Below are 20145 nucleotides of genomic sequence, written 5' to 3' on the forward strand. Positions count from 1 at the left end.
TAGATAAAGGAGAACTTGAGTTCACTCAAATTCTCCTTTATCACTATTCGAAGCTAGTTATGTCCCAGCCTCTTTACTAGCTTGTTGACAGTCTATTAAGCTGTTTTTCTTCTGTTTACATAGAGGATACCAACAGCTATAAGGATTAACACGAGACCGATAACTAACAAGTTGGTGGAATTCGTTGCTGTAATCGGAAGCTTTTTGCCACCATTGGCATTCTTACCACCAGATTCTGATGTCGTTGAGTCATTCGTATTATTATCTTTTTCATCAGTTTCTGGAGTTTCCTTAGAATCCTTAACCTCTAGTACACCAAATGTACTGAAGTGATCGGTAGTGGCTGTAATTTTACCATCTTTAAAGTCGCCACCCACCAATTCCCATTTCTTACTTTCTGGATTCCAATAGAAGACCTTCACTTTTTTCGGATCATCCACCGATTTAGGGTCAACCGAAAAAGTCATTGTGACTTTTTCGTTAAACTTGTGATAGCCCTTACCCTCAGATTTGATTGTAAAATCATAGGCAACTATAGCATCCTTACGGTTGTCCTTCTGTACTTTAATTTCCGTTTCACTATCAGGTAAGATAGAAGAAGGAATTTGAAGGTCAACCACGCCATTTGAGATGACTAATGTTGCATTTGCTGCTTTAAGTTTCGCAATGGCCTCAGGGCTCAATGATACAAAAATTGTGTTTTTCTTAGCAGGGACTTCAACTCTAACAATAGCTCCATCGTTTAGATCACCCAAATCATCTTCTGATACTACATATTTATTTCCTCTTTCGACTTCTGGAGTAACAACAATAATTTGAGGTTCTTCCGGTTCTTCTTCACCCGGTGTAGTAGTAATATCAACGATTCTACCTTCAACCTCAGTTGGGATTCCCTCGCTGCCAATGCTTACTAAGTGATCACGGAAGTTTTCCCAATCAGAAAGTCCTAAATCTGTTACACGGCCTTCTTCATATGCTTTTGCAAATACATCATAACCATCTCCACCTTTAGCTGTGAAGGCATTTGTTGCTACGATATATGTTGTATTTTCATCAACTGCTACAAAGTTACCTTTAGCATCTTTAATGTAAACCTCAACTACACGTTGGCCAGCTGGTTTTGTAGAATCGAATTCTACCTTTCCTCCAGCGACATGAAGGAAACCACCATTCTCATCCGGGTACTTACTAACAGAAATTTCGAACGCTTCTTTAAGCTCAACACCTGTTACTTCCATCGTAGCTAACGTGTTACCAAATGGAAGAACTGTGATCACTTCACCTACTGTGATTGGTCCTTCATTTATTGCTGCACGAATGCCACCGCCGTTTTGTAAAGCCATCACTACATTTTTTCCAGTAAACTCTTTTGCTTTTTTTAGCATTCCATCTGTAATTAAGTTTCCTAAGATTGTTTCGTTTTTACGTACACTTGGTTTTTTATTATCACCATTTGTACGTGGGTTTGCTAATTCTATAGGAGTTGATACTCCGATTTCCTCTTGTGCTACTTTGTCCACTTGCTCTTTGAATGGTGCTAACACTTTTGCTGCTTCAGGATCAGCCTCTTGATCACCGATTGAAATTAATTCCCCCGCATGTTCAATTACTACACCATTTTCATTAAATACTACATCTAGCACGCCTAAGTTACTATTCGCATTACCTGTTTGAACGATTAAAGTAGGTGTATCATCTTTTGCCACAACAGATGGGACATCCAAAGCTGTATGACTATGCCCACCTACAATGACGTCAATGCCTTCTACTTGTTCAGCTAAGATTAAGTCGTTATCTACGGCAGCATTATCATCATAACCAATATGTGTTAATGCAATAATCTTGTTAACACCTTCTGCTTCAAAAGCTTCAACAGCCTTTTCAGCCTCTTGTAGATAGTTTTCAAATGCGATGGAACCTGGGCTTGAGATATCGACAGTTTCTTCGGTTGTTAATCCGAAGATACCCACTTTCTCACCGTTTACTTCTTTGATGATTCCATTGTAAATTTGTCCATTATTAATATCTGATGCGATAGAATCATTGAAAATTCCATCGAAGTTTGCATCCTTCGAGAAATCAACATTGGCACTTACAAATGGGAACTGAGCTCCCTTAATAAATTCAACTAATTTTTGATGTCCTTCCGATGAAGAACCTAAGTCAAATTCGTGGTTACCAAAGGTCATTGCATCGAATCCCATTAAATTCATCATGGCTAAATCTGCTTTTCCTAGGAACTCATTAAAATACAAGGTTCCTGTAAAAGCATCTCCGGCATGAAGAAGTAGTGCACTCGGATCCTTAACTCTTTGCTCTTTCACTGCAGTTACCGTTTTAGGCATGTTGTCTAAAGAAGCATGTGTATCGTTAGTATGCATTACATTTAATTTAAATTGACCTTCTACATCAACGATTCTGCCTTCAACCTCAGTTGGAATTCCCTCGCTACCAAGACTTACTAAATGGTCACGGAAGTTCTCCCAATCAGAAAGTCCTAGGTCAGTTACGCGACCTTCTTCATAAGCTTTTGCAAATACGTCATAACCGTCACCACCTTTAGCTGTGAAGGCATTCGTTGCAATAGTATACAATTTATCGTCTTGTACTTCTACATACTCACCATTTTCGTTCAGGTATGATACAGATACCACACGTTCATGTTCTGGCTTAGTAGAGTCAAACTTAACTTTTCCGCCAGCAAGATGTAAGAATCCACCATTTTCTCCAGGATACTTGCTCACTGAGATTTCAAATGCCTCTTTTAATTCAGCACCTGTAACATCCATTGTAGCTAACGTATTACCAAATGGTAGAACTGTGATTACTTCACCAGTTGTGATTGGACCAGCATCGATAGCAGCACGGATACCACCGCCATTTTGTAAAGCCATTATTATATCTTTACCAGTGAATGATTTTGCTTTTTCAAGCATACCATCTGTAATTAAGTTTCCTAAGATTGTTTCATTTTTACGTACACTAAGTTTTGTATCATCACCATTTGTACGCGGATTTTCTAATTCAATAGGAGTTGATACTCCGATTTCTGTATTAGCTACCTCTTCAACTTTTGTCTTGAATGGTGCTAATACGGCCTGAGCTTCTTCGTCAGGATCTTGCTCTTTAATTTCAATTAATTTACCATTATGTGCCTCTATTACACCGTTTTCATCGAATTCAACGTTTAGCAAACCTAAGTTACTATTCGCATTACCTGTTTGAACGATTACGGTAGGTGTTCCATCTTTTGCAACAATGACTGGTTCAGCCAATGCTGTATGGCTATGTCCACCAACAATAACGTCAATGCCTTCTACTTGTTCAGCTAGGATTAAGTCGTTATCTACAGCAGCATTGTCGTCATAACCAATATGAGTTAATGCAATAATCTTGTTAACACCTTGTTCTTCGAAAGCTTTTACAGCCTTTTCAGCCTCTTCAAGATAGTTTTCAAATGCGATGGAACCTGGGCTTGAGATATCGACAGTTTCTTCAGTTGTTAATCCGAAGATACCCACTTTCTCACCGTTTACTTCTTTGATGATTCCGTTGTAAATTTGTCCGTTATCAATATCAGTTGCGATAGAATCATTGAAAATCCCATCAAATTTAGCATCCTTCGAGAAATCAACATTAGCACTTACAAATGGGAACTGAGCTCCCCTGATAAATTCAACTAATTTTTGATGTCCTTCACTTGAAGAACCTAAGTCAAATTCGTGGTTACCGAAGGTCATTGCATCAAAGTCCATTAAATTCATCATGGCTAAATCTGCTTTTCCTAGGAACTCATTAAAATACAAGGTTCCTGTAAAAGCATCCCCTGCATGAAGGAGTAGCGAATCAGGATTTTCTGCTCTTATTTCCTTCACTGCAGTTACCGTTTTTGGCATGTTGTCTAAGGAAGCATGAACATCATTTGTGTGCATGATCGTTAAGTCATAATTTTCTTTTAGATCAACTTGAACCATTACCGGGTCATGGTCACTCGCACGCCCCGCCATATCTGTAAAATCTGAATTAATGTGTAAAATATCAATTTCAGTACTAGGCACTAAGTTATTTGATACCACAATGTGGTCTAGAACCTGTGAATTACCTTGGAACAGATATGTGTAACGATCACTTTGTTCAACATGGTTAATCATGTTGGTCATTAAGTCGCCTTCAAGAATTTTTAGAGACTCAGCGAATTGGTAATCATTAAAATCACCAACTGATACAATATTTGCATCCGGGTTATCAACTTTGATTTCCTCGATAAAGTCATAAACAATATTTGCAATTTGTTTACGCTGGACTTCACTGCCATATACCGGCGGTTGTGTTGAACCGAACAATGGAGTGTCGCCAGATTTGGAGTTCCAGTGGTTTACAATAACCACTACATCTTCACCATTGAAGGTAAATTGCGCTGCTAATGGTTTACGACTGTTTTCAAATGCTGTATTTGTAGGATCAATTCGTCCAGGGTTATGAGTTAATTTACCATCTTCATAACCAACAGCTGTTGTTGCATCACCGGTTGGAATCCCTTCTGGTAAAGAAACACGTTCTGGATTGTATAGGAATCCAACACGGATGTTTGCATTTGGTGCTCCACCATCTTGATTATTAACTGGGTCAATATTTAAATATTGATATTCAGGACCGCCAGCCGCAACAATGGCTTGAATTAAACGCTCATAACTTTCGTTAGCAGTTGAATCCCCTGCACTCTGTCCATTGTTATCTTGAACCTCAGTTACCCCGATGATATCAGGACTCTTCATGTCTTGAACAAAAGCTCTTGCTAATTTTCGAGCTTTATCATCCGATGTTTCTTTCGTATTATTTGAGAAGTTTTCTAGATTATAAGAAGCAATGGTAAGCTTATCGTCTTCTTTAACAATCGTTGTTGTCTCAGGTTCTGAATTACCTTCAACATGCTTTGCTTGCATGTCTTCTAAATCGACATAAATCTTAAAATTTTGGAAACCGTAGTTTACTACACCTGTGATTGGCCCAGTAAATTTGTCCCCGGTTGCTACCTCGAAATCTCTAGCAGCATTGTTATCATACATTTTGAATTGGATGCGATCCGGATTCGCATTGTCTTCTGTTAGTAATACTCCACCATGGATTGTATCCGTCTTTCGATTTTCTAAAACAGTAATTAAATCTCCGTGTTCTTGAGGTGCAACAGCTTTAACTGTTCCAACTTCAACAAGCATTCCTTCTATACTTTCCCAGAAATCAATTGCATCTTCTTCTGGGTCAAACTCTCCGAAACTATCATTATCAATAACTTGATTTGGTAGGTTTTCGCTCGTAATTTCTACTGGAGCAGGAAGTTCTACATTGTTTTCAATTACTTCTATCACACCACCGCGGTCATCTCTAGCATTGATTTGTGTTACGGCTAAATCGGTTTTGTTTGCATCACTATAACCGTCGATATGGTATTCATCAACTGTACCTGTCACACGAACTAAATTACCTACTTTTACATCTGCTTTATTGCCTGTGTATACGACAATACCCTCAGATGTCTTTGAATTGTCATCGGTTTGGTCATCTGGTGTTTGCATATGAAAGTAGTTGCCGCCTTTAATACTATAAATATACGTTACGATACCCTCGACGTCATTTACCACTACACCATCTAACGGTGAAGTATGAGATTCACCTTGAATATCGTGTATTTTAATGTCTGCTGCATCATAGACGGTATAAGTAAATTCTGTTACTTCACTTGTTGTTAAACCTTCTTTTACAGCAATAGCTTTAATAATCACATCTTCATTAACCGTAATTGGTTCACTATATTTTTTACCATTTTCAACCGTTGGATCAGAACCGTCTGTTGTATAGTAAATTTCTGCACCTGAAGTTGAAGTAGATAATGTTACTTGAGTCCCCGCAGAAATTGTACCCGATGGTTGAGATGCTCTAACTGGCTGAACTTTTGATGAATCTACTACGATATCTGCTTGTCCTCGAGGAATGATTTGATAATCTTGATCAAATTGTTGAACAATACCTGTGATCGATTCGTAAGTAGTTCCAATAGATAACTCTAAAGTACCATTTTCATCACGAATTAAAAATTCTGTACCATCTTCGGCTTTAGCTGTGAAATTTGCCCAGCCACTACCTTTATTCACATCGATTAATTCTACATTTTTTACGAGGGCTAATTTAGATTCGTTTTCTTCATTAATTTTAGCTCCTGCTAATTCAACTGGGGATGGTACACCTTTATCTTCTGTTTTTTCAATTAATTTTGCAGAATCTAATTGTAACAGTCCTCTGTACTCTTGTAATGAACCACTCACAGTAATTTCATCACCAAGTTGAACATCTAACGAGGTTGGACGAACTGCAATTGCAGCTGTTTCATCTTGAATATGAATTGTATTTTTTAATAATGCAGTTACTGTACCTTTGATTGCTGCTTGACCAGTACTTTGGGTGCGTGCTTCAGCAATTGTAATTACGGTTGGTTGTTCTGGTTCTGGTTGTGGTTCACCAGGATTTGCATCCTCCTCAAGTTCATAAGAAGTTGCGCTTTTTAAACCCGGAACGCTAAAATATGCTTCTAGGCTCCCTGTAATCGCCACTTTTCTTTGAAAATTTTCTGGATGATCTACTAAGTTTAATCCTGTTCGAACATCACCTTTTGGTAACTGTACAGGTAAAATCTTAGCAGGATCCGTTTCGTTTGGATCATCAGCTAAACCAAGATTTGTATTAATATCGAATGGACTAACTTGGTCGTAGCTTGTTCCACTCTTAGCAGTGCCAACAATATATCCTTGTACTGTAGCTTTGCCAGTATTATTTGCAATTGCATCTGCTACAGTTTTATAGGATGTTTGTTCCACAGTTGCTTCTGCTGCACTTACAACAGGAGCAAAGTTTAATAGAGTAGTAGGCACTATTAAACTAAAAACGAATAATAATGACAGTAATTTTCTCACTATGCCTTTTTTCACAGTTTTCTCCCCTCACTTAGTAAATTAGTAGAATATGGTACGCCTACAGAATACTGGGAAAGGGGTATTTGGTCAATAAAATTTACGAAAATTAAACAAAAGTATTACAAAATATTTGCATAATACACGAACAATAGGTAAATAGTCGTAGTCTAATGTTAATGTAATTACCCTAGATATTCATACAACACAAAAACGACTACAAATGAAAATAGTAGTCGTTTTTTTAATACATATAGTCCTCTGATAAGTTGAATGCACATGGTTAACTCGAATCTTATTTTTCATTAACCAACTATATTTTTATATGTCTTTTGCAAATGGTTTTTATCAATTTTTCCAACATGTGTTTTAGGAATCTCCTCTACAAAGATAAACTCTTTTGGCACCTTATATTTACCTATCTTTTCTTGACAGAACACTGTCAATTCAGTCTTTGAAACGTGTTGTTCTGGCATTAAAGAGAGCACAGCAATCACCATCTCTCCCCATTTTTGATGGGGTACACCAATAACAGCAACCTCGTTAATTGCTGGGTGTTTACTGATGCACTGTTCAACCTCAAGTGGGTATACATTTTCTCCCCCTGTGATAATCATTTCTTTCTTGCGGCCCACAATATAGTGATAGCCTTCAGCATCACATCTCGCTAAATCCCCTGTGTGCAACCAACCGTCATTGTAGACTTCCTTTGTTGCATCTGGATTATTCCAGTAATGATGGAATACATGTTTTCCACGAATCAAAAGCTCTCCAACTTCACCAGCCTTTGCCACATGTCCTTCAGCTGTCATAATCTTCACTTCATTGAAAAACATGGCCTTTCCAACAGACCCTCTTCGAAACCTTGATATTTTTGGATCAATAAAGAAATTATTTGGCCCTGCCTCTGTTAAACCATAGCCTTCTTTAAAAGATAATCCCTTCTCTTCAAATGCCTGATAAATTTCAAGTGGGCATGGCGCACCTCCCGATAGAAAAGTATGCATGGTTGGAAATGTCACATGTTTAAAGGAAGGGGTGTTCACCATCATATGATACATCGTTGGAACGAGTAAAACGATTGTACATCCTTCTTGATTAATAATTTGAATGGCGCGTTTGGGCTCAAAGTTTTTTGCAATTACAACCTTGCCTCCCATCATTAAAATTGGAATGGATAACGCATTAAGACCTCCTGTATGGAACATTGGCATATATGTTAATGTCACATCTTCTGCTGACAAATTCCAGCTCACAATTGTATTTATCCCGTTCCACAAAATAGATTGATGAGAAAGGACAACTCCTTTTGGTTTTCCTGTTGTTCCACCTGTATAAATAATCGCCAATGGATCTTCTTCTAGAATGCACTCCTCTTGGTCAATCGAAGTACTAACTACATTGAAAATCCGATGATACTCCTCAGAATCAATTTTTATGTTTTTCCTAGTTTTATGTCCTTTTAATAAATCCTCAAATTGGCTTGAAAATGCAACCAGTTTTGGTGACGAATTTGAAAGTATATACTTGATCTCTTCACTTGATAAGCGCCAATTTAGCGGTACAAAGATTGCCCCAATTTTTCCACATGCAAATAACAAATCGAAATAACTGACATCATTCGGAGATAGTAGTGCTACACGATCTCCCTTCTTGATTCCAATTGTTCTAAAAAAGCAAGCGATACTTTCCGCACGTTTATTTAGTTCCTGAAAGGTAAATCGGCTGCCAGTTTCTCCATCCACGACAGCAATCGAATCAGGTGATAGTCGAGCCCGATTTGCAATCCAATCCAGTTCCCACCTCACAACTATCTCTCCTTACGTCTTCTTAATTCTATTCTTACTATAGAAAACAGGAGTTACATAGAAGTTACATGAGGATAGTGAAGAGTTTAGGTTTAAATAGAAAGTCCAATTTGGTTATTTTTCTTCGGGTTGTTCGCTTGGTTTGAGAAATTCACTTTCGGTGTGGGCCTCATTAACGGATGAGTTACCAGCTTGATATGTTTATTATTGAATAGGACGATTATTTTGAAAAAGACCTTACCATTTTGTAGATTCCTTAAAGGAAAGGGGTCTCAGAGACATTTCATTCAACATTCTTCTCTGATTTGACTATGATCAATGTTTTCTATTCAACCAACTATCCATGAACTTCTCCGTTCCGCAGCTCTCTATTCGTCCTTATTCCAACAAGTATCTTTCACTTACAAAAAAAATTAGGGGCTAACAAGCCCCTAATTTACAACTTACATCATAATCCCACCATCAACATGCAAGGTTGTACCGTTCACATAATCGGCTTCATCGGAGGATAAAAATAAATACGCATTGGCGATATCCGATGGTTTCCCCAGTTTTTGAAGTGGAATCATTTGCTTTAATTGATTGATAACTTTTTCAGGCACGGTTGCCACCATTCCTGTTTCAATAAATCCGGGTACAACTGCATTGACGTTGATTCCTTTTCTGCCAAGTTCTTTTGCCCAGGTTTTTGTCATCCCTACTACCGCGGCCTTGGATGCTGCATAATTTGTTTGCCCAACATTACCGTATACACCCGTTACAGAAGAAGTGGAGACAATTTTTCCTTTACCATTTGCAATCAGATGTGGAACCACTGCTTGTGTGCAATTGAAAACGCCCGTTAAGTTCACATCAATAACCTTTTGAAAGTCCTCCTGAGAAAGCTTTGTCAGCATTGCATCGCGAGTAATTCCCGCATTGTTTATTAAAATATCAATCTTACCAAATCGCTCCATTACAGCAGCGACCATTTGATCGACGCTGTTTCTATCTGCAACATCGACCTGAAAAAACTCTACATCTGCACCTTGTTCCTTCAGTTCTTTTGCTCTTTCAACCCCCGTTGTATCATAATCTGTTAAAGCAACCTTCGCACCCTCGCGTACAAATGTAATAGCTGCTTCTAGCCCAAGTCCATTTGCCGCTCCTGTGATGATTGCTACCTTATCCTTTAATCTCATTTTGCAGGCTCCTTTTGTTCGATAAATTCATGTATATGTTTTAATAACAAATCTAGGTTATCAATTAACGGAGAATGTCCACAGTCTGCTAATTCAATAAATGTTCCTACTTCACCTAAATCCTCAACTATTTCTTTTGTCATTTTATCTGTAATCACCAGGTCTCTATCACCACGTAAAATTAAGACTGGGATTTTAATCTTTTTCACAAGACCGTTTCCCTCAACCAATCCGTTATGATATTCACTGATATTATATTTATTTAATGAATAATAGACTTCAGCTAGATTTCTTTGTGTTAACATATCGTCTAAATATTCGTCGTAATGATTCTCATCAGGCAAGTTATGGGTATAAATTAAAGCATTCCAAATCAATTTTAATACTTCTTTATTTCTAGTGTCATACGCATTTTGAATCGGAATAATTCTAAGTGGATCCTTTAAGATATCCTCATAAGTTTTAAGCCTCTTTGAATAATCCTCTTTCCCCTCTGAATTAACCTCATAAAGCGCAATACCTCTTGTTGAGACGGACTCCACTAATATCAACTTATTACAATATCCTGGATAATCCGCTACAAACTGCATTCCTACAGTACCACCAGTTGACCAACCAGCAATGATAAAATCTGATAAGCCTAATTCATCAACAAATAATTTAATATCATCAGAAAAGTCCTTTATCGATTGTATGGGCTTGTTATATGAGGATATTCCAAATCCTCTCATATCAACAGCGATAATTTTGTAATCGTTATCAATTTTATCAATTAATATATCCCAGTGCTTTGACGAAGTCATGTTACCATGTATAAGTAAAAGAACCTTTTCGCCACCCTCACGTTCCCGATATCCTAACGTTTCTCCATTTGCTAGATTGACAGTTTTCAGTTCGATAGCTGGCATGAACAATCCCCCCATTTTATTGCCGTGGCCCCCCACGCATATCCAATTCCTGCACTCACTAACACAACAAGATCTCCTTCTTTTATTTTACCTTTTTTTTCCGCTATTTCCAAAGAAAGAATTTGATCTATTTGACCGATGTGCCCATACTCATTTAGATAGATTGATCGCTCCTCAGATAGGCCTAATTCCTTTAACACGTAATCATGGGCTGATTTCTTCATGTGAAGTATACCTAAATAATCAATATCTTTCTCTGTATATCCACTTTTTTCTAACGCAGTTCGAATAACTTTAAGAAAGTTTTGCATGGACTTTTCTTCAAGCCGCTGCTTCATCCCCTCTGGGTCAAGGACATCGAGCATGTTTAATTTTTGCTCAAGCGCCTCTTTTGTGATTGGATTTTTTGTCCCCCCTGCTACAACGACAACATCCTCAGAAAATGTGCCATCTGTAATAAGATGACTTTCAAGGACGTGATTTTTTTGTACACCTCTTTGTAAAAGAATTGCACCTCCACCAGCTCCTAAATTATACATAAAACGAGTTCTCGGATTCTCGTAATCAATGAAATCTACATTGCGATATCCACCTGCAAGTAAAACCGTTTTAATAGAATCATCCGATCTCATCATATTCTTAGCCACTTTTAAAGCCATGATTGTCGTACCACAGCGCATCGCAACATCAAACCCCCAAGCATTAACAGCACCAAGCTCTTGTTGCATTTTAATTGCAGCTGTCCACAAGGGATATTCCTTATGTTCCTCACCAATATAAATGATTAAATCGATATCCAGTGGACTGATCTTGGCTTTATTTATAGCTTCTCTTGCTGCAATTATTCCCATTTCACACGTATGGTCATCAGGACCGGGAATTGGCTTTTTCAATATGCCCAGTTTCTTTTCAACAATTTCCTTTGGTATCCCGCTCCTTTTTGAAATGTCTTCTCCAGTTAGAAAATCCTTCGGAATATAAGTTCCTGTACTTATAATTCCAACTGATTGCAAAGTCAATGTGAGTCACTCCTCTATTACACGTTTCATGTACTGAACAGCATCATCTAAATCGGTAACAACTACTTCATCTTCCCCTTGAACATGGCTTACCTTTATCCGCCATTGCTTTTTCATTGTCTCACTATCTACATGAATTAAGGCACAACGGACAACGAATGAAGTTATGGTTTGATTATCATTCATGACCCTCTCTCCTTAGCCAGCTATTTTTTCTTTATCGACGTCTTTCGTTTTATTCGTTCCTTTTCTTTTATAAAACCACGATTTTACAGTTCCGACGATTCCCATTGGGAAGAACATAACGGCTAAAATATATAAAATGCCAAAGAAGATCATCCATCGTTCAAAAATCCAATGAACCTTTGCGAGTCCTGTTAGCCAATGATGGGCAAATTCAATTAGTCCCGCTCCAATAATTGCCCCAACAAGCGTCCCTACTCCACCAATGATTGTCATGAGAAGAGCATCCAATGTCACATCGAGCGCGAATACTGAAGTATTTACAAAACGTAGTGTAAGAACATACATGGAACCAGAAACACTTGCGATAACACCAGCTACAATACTTGCTATGATTTTATAATGAATCACATTGTAGCCTAGTGACTCTGTCCGAGGCTCATTTTCACGGATAGCTTGAAGAACTCTCCCTAGAGGAGATTCTGTGAATCTTTTTAATACTAAAAAGACAACAATCATTAGGATTAATGTAATAAAATAGAGAGTCATCCGATCTTTAAAGACATCCGGGATACGAAAGGTAAATCCGTCATTCCCCCTTGTTAACGACCTCCACTTTTCTGCAGCTACTAAAAACAATCCTGAGAATGCCAACGTCAGCATCGCATAAAAGTGACTTTTTAACCGTAATGAGAGTAAACCAACAACATAACTTAAAATGGCTGCCAGAATCATCCCAACAATAATCGAAAGTAGAAAAATAGGAACTGTTGGTTCAAAGCGATCTAACAGAATTCCTGTCGAATAGGCACCTATTCCAAAAAACATTGCATGCCCGAATGAAACAATCCCTGTAAAACCTAGTAAGATATCATAGCTCATTGCAAAGACAGCAAAAATAAAAATTTGTGTAAATAAAATTAATATACTTCTAGTATCATTGATAAATGGATAGCATAAAAGAAACACAGCTGCTGCAATGTAGATAATATTAGCTTTTGAAGAACCAGTAAGAAGCTTCATTTCCTCACCCCTTTGCACCGAATAATCCTTGTGGTCTAAAAATTAATACAACGGCCATTAGAAGCATATTAACTGCTAGTGATAATTCTGGGACATAGTAGGCCATGAAGGATCCCGATAACCCTACTAGGATTGCTGCAAACAGGGAACCTGTAATACTTCCCATACCACCAATAACAACGACAATAAATGCGAGTATTGCAAATTCCATTCCCATCTCTGCATAAATTTGGCCGGAGTAGGGTCCTAGTAATACACCACCTAGTGCTGCCATAGCTGCACCTACCATAAAGACAAGCATAAAAATCCTTTTAATATTGATTCCAAGTGACTGAACCATTTCCTTGTTAATTACACCGGCACGAACAATTAATCCGATTTTTGTATTTTTAAGGATATAGTAAATGAGGAAGAAAACTAGAAATCCAATGAATATGATAAACAGCCGGTATTTGATTAAAATCACCCCGCCAAACTCCCAGCTCCCACTTAAATATTCAGGGGTTTTCGCACTCAATTGGTTCGGTCCCCAAACTACCTTCAACATTTCAGAAAGAACGATCATAACCCCTAGCGTTATCAAGATTTGCTGAACATGATTTCCATATACAGGAGTAACGATGAATTTTTCCATAAGTAAGCCTAGAATAAGACCGGTTATTAGTGCAGTAATAATTCCGGCAACAAAGCTTCCAGTTTGCCCATATGACCAAACCCCTGCATAAGCTCCCCAGGCAAACAAACCTCCATGTGCAAAGTTTAGGACATCCATAAGACCAAAAATCAAGGTTAACCCTGCCGCAAGTAGGAATACTAACATACCTGTAGCAAGGCCGTTAATCGTTAAGTTGATGATTGCTTCCACAAATTTTTCCTCCTTTCGCAAATGTTTCCGACTAAGCAATTCCTAAATATTGTTTGCGGAGATGTTCATTTTCTTTTAACTCCTTCATTTCACCATGATGTACGGTTCTTCCATCGTCAATAATAAAAAAGCGATCCCCAATCGTACTTGCCATGATAAAGTTTTGCTCCACAAGAACAATTGTCGTTTTTGACTTCATCTCTTGAATGGATTCCATTACTTTTTCAACAACAATTGGTGCTAGTCCCTTACTTGGTTCGTCAATGAGCAATAAGTCATTGTTATTGACATATGCTCTGGCAATTGAGAGCATTTGTTTTTGTCCACCACTCAGGTTTCCACCCTTTCTTTTCCAGAACATCTTCAAATCTGGAAACAGATTCAAAATATAATCTAGGCGCTCCTTCGTTTCTTCATTCTCCTTTTTGATTGCAACTTTCATATTTTCTTCTACAGTCAACTCCCCGAATATACCTTGGTCCTCAGGGACATAACCAATTCCTTTTGTGGCAATATGGTAGGTTGCTAAACCCGAAATGCTTTCACCATTAAATTCTATTTTTCCTTTAGCTGGAGGATTAAGTCCCATTATCGACCTTAAGGTAGTTGTTTTGCCTGCACCATTTCTGCCTAATAAAACGGTAACCTCTCCTTTTTTAGCCTCAAATGAAACGCCTTGAAGTATATGAAATTGATCGATATAGGTTTCAATTCCCTCAACCTTAAGATGCAGTGTCATCGTACAAACCTCCTAAATACGCTGATTGAACTGTTTCATTGTTCATGATTTCTTCAGGTGTTCCATCAGCAAGTAATCTGCCGTTAAATAAGACCATCACACTATCAGAAAGATCAAGAATCATATCCATTTTGTGTTCAATCAAAATGATTGTGCGATTCCCTTCCTCCTTAATTTTTTTGATAACTTCTAGGATTGCAGGAACCTCCTCAAGTGACATTCCTGCAGTTGGTTCATCAAGTAATAGAACCTCCGTCTCCAATGCTAATAACATAGCTATTTCTAACTTGCGTTTTTCACCATGTGCAAGGTTTTTTGCAATTGCATCAGCTTTATTATCAAGAAGAACAAGCGATAATATCTGTAATGCCTTTTCTTCAAATTGTCGGTATTTACGGAAGTGCTTAAACATTTGGTAGCGAACACCAGCTACCGATTGAACGGCTAATCGTACGTTTTCAAGTACCGTCAGATTTGGAAAAACATTAGTTATCTGAAAGGAGCGACCGATTCCTTTACGTGTACGTGTTGTTGGAGATAAATTTGTAATATCATCTCCTTTTAAAAGAACTTGGCCAGCAGTCGGTGTAAGCTGACCACTTAATAAATTGAAAAAAGTTGTTTTGCCGGCACCATTGGGGCCAATAATTGATTTAAAGTGGTTCGGAGGAACTGAAAAATTCACATTATCAACAGCTACATGCCCTCCAAAAGCGATTGTCAGGTCTTTCGTTTCAATAATATTCTTCACGAATGTTCACCTCTTTTTTCTAAAAGTAAGCTTCGGTAGTAATCCTACCGAAGCTTATCGTTCAAATTAGTTACGAACTGGCGGAGCTGTTTCATCTGGGCTTAACTCTCTTATTAAGACTGGAACTGGATAATCCACACCATCAACCTTTTCCAGACGAATCGCATATAAAGTTTGAAGAGCTTGGTGATCTTCTTCACGGAATGTCATTTTTCCTTTCGGTGTATCAAAGCTCATTCCTTCCATTGCTTCGATTAGCTTATCTGCATTCGTATCACCATCTGTCTTCTTAATCGCTTCCACAATTGCTAAGGCAGCCGTCATTCCGCCTGGAGTAAATAAGTCAGGAACCTCACCATTGAACTTTTCTTTGTGTTTTTCAACTAACCAATCGTTAATCTCATTTTTTGGAAGCTGATGATAGTAAACGGTGAATCCTTCCATTCCAACTAATGCTTCCATTGTTGCAAGTGCTGGGATATCTGGAGCACCTGTCGATATTTTAATACCATTTTCTTGGACCTTCATATCTGCTATTTGGTTCCAAGGTGAATTTGCACCTGCCCACACAACAAATAAATAATCGGGTTTTGCTTCAATAATCTTTTGGATATTTGAAGTAAAGTCAGTTGCTGCAGGATCTGCATATTCTTCATGGATAATCTCAGCACCTAAATTTTCAGCGGCTTCCTTAAAGGCTGCAACTCCATCTCGACCGAAAGCATAATCTGGTGCAAGGGTTGCAATTTTAACCCCTTCTTTTGCAATTGCTGCCGCACCTGCAACCGCATCCTGTGATGAATTACGGGCAGTTCTAAATATATACTCATTCCAATCTGCACCTGTAATACTGTCTGCTGCAGCTGGTTCAACAATCATAATCTTTTCATATTCTTCAGCTAATGGAAGGACTGCTAAAGTATCTGCTGAACTTGATGATCCAACTAAAAAGTCAACTCCGTCTTCTTCAATTAATTTTGTTGCTTTTTGAATGGCAACTTCTGGTTTTGTCTCAGTATCCTCTACAAAGAATTCGATTTTTTGACCATTTACTTCCATCGTCCCGTCTGTAGCGTACTCGAGGCCGAGTTCAAATCCTTGTGTTGATTGCTTCCCGTAGGATTCAAGCCCACCACTTAGTGAAGCAAGCACACCAATTTTAATTGGAGCTTTTGATTCTTCTGCTGGTTTGTCTGAATCACCTGAACTTGGATTCTCTTCTTCTGTAGTTGTTGATCCTGAGCTACATGCTGCAGCAATCACCATTAGCATGGCAAGCATGCTTAAAAAAAGCATTTTACGAAATGAGACCTTCTTCATTTTTCCTTCCCCCTTATGTTCGTTGAAACTGTGAAACCTTTGCATTCATCGTACTTGAGGATAGTTACAACTGAGTTACAAAATCAATCTAGAATTTTTCAGACACCCTTCCATTGGATAACAGTAGCAGCCCATGTATAACCCGTTCCGGCACTTACTGCAACCGCAATGTCCCCTTCAGATAATTTACCTTGCTCATTAGCAAAATGAAGGCCAATACACGGGTCTAGTGCCGACATATGTCCATGATGATCTAAATAAATTGTATTTTCTTCTGGTATTTGTAATGTTTGAAGTAGTTCTCTAAACATGGAGCGTTTCGTATGTAGTGGTAGAAGAACTTTTATATCATGTGGTGAATACCTGCTTTTTTTTAGTGCTTGACGAATCACTTTTTCAAAGTTTGGTATAGAGACAGGGTCAAGTCTTTTTTTCATACTTGTTGGATTAACAACATCAATATAATGTTGTCTATTCCTCACTGTTTCGAAGCTGGGAAACAGTTTAGATCCTCCAGCCGGTACACGAACATCTTCATAGAATGAACCGTCCGTAATTATCGAGCTTTCAAGAATTGCACTTGTGGTCGAATTTTTCTTAATTAATGCTGCTGTCCCGCCATCTCCAAAATTAAACATAAACCTGGAACGAGGATTATCATAATCAATAATTTGAGATTCTTTGCAGCCCCCAACGAGTAAAATATTTTCAATTGATACGTCTGATCGCAGCATATCCTTTGCCACTTTTAAAGCAATAGGAAAACAAGAACTCACATTCATTAATTCAAATGCATATGCATTTTTCGTTCCTAACTCATATTGAAGCTTTGGGGCACATGACCAAACTAAATAATCCTTATGTGGACTCCCAAAATAGATGACAACATCGATAGATAAAGGATCCACTTTTGATACTATTTGTTTTGCTGCTGCAATTCCGAGGTCAGTTGCCTGCATTGTGTCATCAGACACATGTTTTTGATACAAACCGAACTTTTCAATGATAACTTGTTCAGGAATCCCTGTTTTTTTAGACAATACTTCCGCTGTTTCAATTGCTTTTGGAAAATACACGCTTGTTGCTTCAATTCCAACATTTATCATACTAATCCTCCTTCTGATGGAGCCATCTTAAATGCTGTCCCAGTGAATACAAGTTCCACTTTTTGTTTTTTCACTCCGTTAGCATTTTGACACTTTCTTTTTCTGTATTACATTCTTGATTAATCCCCTTAGCTGTAATTGTGTACTTCCTCCCCTTTTAAGTATTAACTAGCTGGTTCTTCTGAATTTTCCCAGTTGCGTTCCTTGGAAGTTGATTGATAAACTCTATTTTTTTGGGAATTTTGTATCTTGCTAGAAACTTATTACAATATTTGATTATTTCTTCTTCTGTTAGTAAACTCTCTTTATTTTTTACGACAAAAGCGACTGGAACTTCTCCCCACTTCTCATCAACTACTCCAACCACTGCAACCTCTACAACATCTGCTATCTGACCGATTATTTGTTCGACTTCCAATGGATAAATGTTTTCTCCACCTGAAATAATCATTTCTTTTTTCCTACCCACGATATACAAAAATCCATCTTCATCAACCCTTGCTAAATCTCCAGTGTATAGCCATCCATCACAAAGAGCTTCAGCTGTGGCTTCCGGTTTATTCCAGTATTCCTTCATTACATTTGGACCACGGACAACTAGTTCTCCAACGTCTCCCCTATTAACAATTGAACCCTCTAAATTTATTAATTTATAATCACAATACATAACTGGCTTTCCAATCGATCCGATTTTCCGTTTTGCGTCCTCTTTCGAAAGCATAAATAATGTTGGTGATGTTTCAGTCATCCCAAAGCCTTGACCAAATAATAGCCCTTTTTCAAAAAAAGCTTGAATAAGTTGACGAGGACATGGTGCACCACCATTATAAAACCATCGAACAGATTGCAAATTTGTTTTTCCAAATGAAGGACTATGCAAAATAGCCTGATGAATTGTAGGAACGCCCATTACAATTGTCACTTGATGTTGCTCAATCATTGATAAAGCCTTCTCAGAATCAAATTTCCCCTCAGGTAAGACTATGGTCCCTCCAGTAAAGAGTGTCGGAAATGCAAATAAACCAATCCCTCCAATATGAAACAGTGGAAGTAAAACAAGTGAACGGTCATTTGATGTGATATCAATTGCAGTACAATTATTAACTGCATTCCAAAACATATTACTTTGTGTTAAAACCGCACCCTTCGGTTTTCCAGTTGTTCCCGAAGTGTAACAAATTAAATAGGAAGCGTTTTCATTTATATCAACTGGAACATTATCATTCTCAGCTTTTAGATGTTGTATTGCGTCAATAGAAACTATTTCTTTCAGGCAAGTTTCCTTTTGCAAGGAAAATGATGTTTTTTGATAGATTTCTTCTGCAAATAACACCTCTGTCCCACTGTCATTTAATTGATACATAAGCTCATTTACTGTTAAACGAAGATTTAGTGGGACAGCAATACATTCAATTCTTGCGATTGCAAAAAGCAATACAATGTATTCATATCGATTCTGAGACAAAATCGCAATTCGTTCCCCAGTTTTTATACCTAACTTGAATTTCAAGAAGAAAGCTAACTTATTTACATCTTGACTCAGGGTTTTATATGTGACTTGTTCCGTTTCTGTGATGATGGCAATACGCTTCGGATGTAATTCAGCTCTTTTTTCAATCCAATAAGCAATGCCTTGCATGATTTACACTCCTCTCTATTCTTTTTTAAGCCCTTCAAAAATGAGTGTCATGGCTGCTTCAAACGCCTCCTCTGGGACATCCTGTTGCTCCCAATACACCCATCTCATCCCAAGAAATTGACCAATTGACATTAAGCAATACGCTACCGTTTCTTGATCGATTTCTTTAAATTCCCCAACATTGATTCCAGCAGTAAGACTTTTTAAAAATCCATTTGCGAGTTTATCATAATACCAGCGATAAAGGTCTTTATCTACCACTACCGCTTGTTGAACAATACTATATAAATTTCTACGACTTTTTACCCAATTAAAGAAAGCCTTGAATCCTTTCCGTTGTGCATCTTCGTAATTGTTGGATTTACGCATTTCTTCTTTAATTGCTAAACGAAGTTCACGACTATATTGCTGAATTAGTTCGTCAAAGATATCTTTTTTTGAGGGAAAATAATTATAAAATGTACCTTGAGCAACTTTTGCTTCTTGCGAAATATTTACAATTGAAGTTTCATAGTATCCCTTTTGTCCAAATACCTCCTCTGCTGCGCGTAAAAGTTTCTCTCTTGTTTCTTGCCCTTTTTGTGTCAATACTTTTTCTTCTGACTTTATAATTTCTGACACCTGAATCACCTCTCAGTTTC

Annotated in this window: 14 protein-coding genes; all 14 read right to left on the reverse strand. The window is 37.8% G+C overall.

What is annotated here, in order from left to right; translation table 11 throughout:
• Positions 1–95 precede the first annotated feature (95 nt).
• Entirely contained in the window at positions 96–6980 is a 6885-nt protein-coding gene (locus tag NST91_RS19185) for a 5'-nucleotidase C-terminal domain-containing protein (RefSeq protein WP_341332411.1), read from the reverse strand.
• Positions 6981–7267: 287 nt separating this feature from the next.
• Entirely contained in the window at positions 7268–8770 is a 1503-nt protein-coding gene (locus NST91_RS19190) for an acyl-CoA synthetase (RefSeq protein WP_341332412.1), read from the reverse strand.
• Between the two features lie 443 nt (positions 8771–9213).
• A complete protein-coding gene (gene fabG, locus NST91_RS19195; protein ID WP_341332413.1) occupies positions 9214–9951 on the reverse strand; it encodes a 3-oxoacyl-ACP reductase FabG in 738 nt (245 codons plus the stop codon).
• Entirely contained in the window at positions 9948–10859 is a 912-nt protein-coding gene (gene phaZ, locus NST91_RS19200; RefSeq protein WP_341332414.1) for an intracellular short-chain-length polyhydroxyalkanoate depolymerase, read from the reverse strand. The genes fabG and phaZ overlap by 4 nt, the downstream gene beginning before the upstream one ends.
• On the reverse strand, positions 10841–11872 hold the full coding sequence (locus NST91_RS19205; protein ID WP_341333563.1) for a 3-oxoacyl-ACP synthase: 1032 nt from the start codon (positions 11870–11872) through the stop codon (positions 10841–10843). The genes phaZ and NST91_RS19205 overlap by 19 nt, the downstream gene beginning before the upstream one ends.
• Before the next feature lie 12 nt (positions 11873–11884).
• Positions 11885–12064: a hypothetical protein gene (locus NST91_RS19210; protein ID WP_121445486.1), complete on the reverse strand. Its 180-nt coding sequence runs from the start codon at positions 12062–12064 to the stop codon at positions 11885–11887.
• Between the two features lie 12 nt (positions 12065–12076).
• On the reverse strand, positions 12077–13084 hold the full coding sequence (locus NST91_RS19215; RefSeq protein ID WP_341332415.1) for a branched-chain amino acid ABC transporter permease: 1008 nt from the start codon (positions 13082–13084) through the stop codon (positions 12077–12079).
• Positions 13085–13088: 4 nt separating this feature from the next.
• Complete coding sequence (locus NST91_RS19220) at positions 13089–13949, reverse strand: ABC transporter permease subunit (protein WP_121445488.1); 861 nt, start codon at positions 13947–13949, stop codon at positions 13089–13091.
• Between the two features lie 31 nt (positions 13950–13980).
• Positions 13981–14688, reverse strand: coding sequence for an ABC transporter ATP-binding protein (locus NST91_RS19225; protein WP_341332416.1), 708 nt, complete (start codon positions 14686–14688; stop codon positions 13981–13983).
• A complete protein-coding gene (locus NST91_RS19230) occupies positions 14672–15439 on the reverse strand; it encodes an ABC transporter ATP-binding protein (protein WP_341332417.1) in 768 nt (255 codons plus the stop codon). Before NST91_RS19230 ends, NST91_RS19225 begins: the two co-directional genes overlap by 17 nt.
• 66 nt (positions 15440–15505) lie before the next feature.
• Positions 15506–16759: a substrate-binding domain-containing protein gene (locus tag NST91_RS19235; protein WP_341332418.1), complete on the reverse strand. Its 1254-nt coding sequence runs from the start codon at positions 16757–16759 to the stop codon at positions 15506–15508.
• 98 nt (positions 16760–16857) lie between these two features.
• The gene (locus tag NST91_RS19240; RefSeq protein ID WP_341333564.1) at positions 16858–17862 is read right to left on the reverse strand and encodes a 3-oxoacyl-ACP synthase; all 1005 of its coding nucleotides are present in this window, start codon (positions 17860–17862) and stop codon (positions 16858–16860) included.
• Positions 17863–18022: 160 nt separating this feature from the next.
• On the reverse strand, positions 18023–19504 hold the full coding sequence (locus NST91_RS19245) for an o-succinylbenzoate--CoA ligase (protein WP_341332419.1): 1482 nt from the start codon (positions 19502–19504) through the stop codon (positions 18023–18025).
• Positions 19505–19519: 15 nt separating this feature from the next.
• Positions 19520–20125, reverse strand: coding sequence for a TetR/AcrR family transcriptional regulator (locus tag NST91_RS19250; protein WP_341332420.1), 606 nt, complete (start codon positions 20123–20125; stop codon positions 19520–19522).
• Between the last annotated feature and the right edge of the window lie 20 nt (positions 20126–20145).

This window comes from Ferdinandcohnia sp. FSL W7-1320 (genome assembly GCF_038050315.1).
Lineage (GTDB): Bacteria > Bacillota > Bacilli > Bacillales > Bacillaceae_L > Ferdinandcohnia > Ferdinandcohnia aciditolerans.

Bases quoted from the DNA above. Each gene is read 5' to 3' on its own strand.
- fabG (WP_341332413.1), bottom strand. From the start codon at position 9,951: ATGAGATTAAAGGATAAGGTAGCAATCATCACAGGAGCGGCAAATGGA.
- phaZ (WP_341332414.1), bottom strand. From the start codon at position 10,859: ATGCCAGCTATCGAACTGAAAACTGTCAATCTAGCAAATGGAGAAACG.
- NST91_RS19210 (WP_121445486.1), bottom strand. From the start codon at position 12,064: ATGAATGATAATCAAACCATAACTTCATTCGTTGTCCGTTGTGCCTTA.
- NST91_RS19215 (WP_341332415.1), bottom strand. From the start codon at position 13,084: ATGAAGCTTCTTACTGGTTCTTCAAAAGCTAATATTATCTACATTGCA.
- NST91_RS19225 (WP_341332416.1), bottom strand. From the start codon at position 14,688: ATGACACTGCATCTTAAGGTTGAGGGAATTGAAACCTATATCGATCAA.
- NST91_RS19235 (WP_341332418.1), bottom strand. From the start codon at position 16,759: ATGAAGAAGGTCTCATTTCGTAAAATGCTTTTTTTAAGCATGCTTGCC.
- NST91_RS19245 (WP_341332419.1), bottom strand. From the start codon at position 19,504: ATGCAAGGCATTGCTTATTGGATTGAAAAAAGAGCTGAATTACATCCG.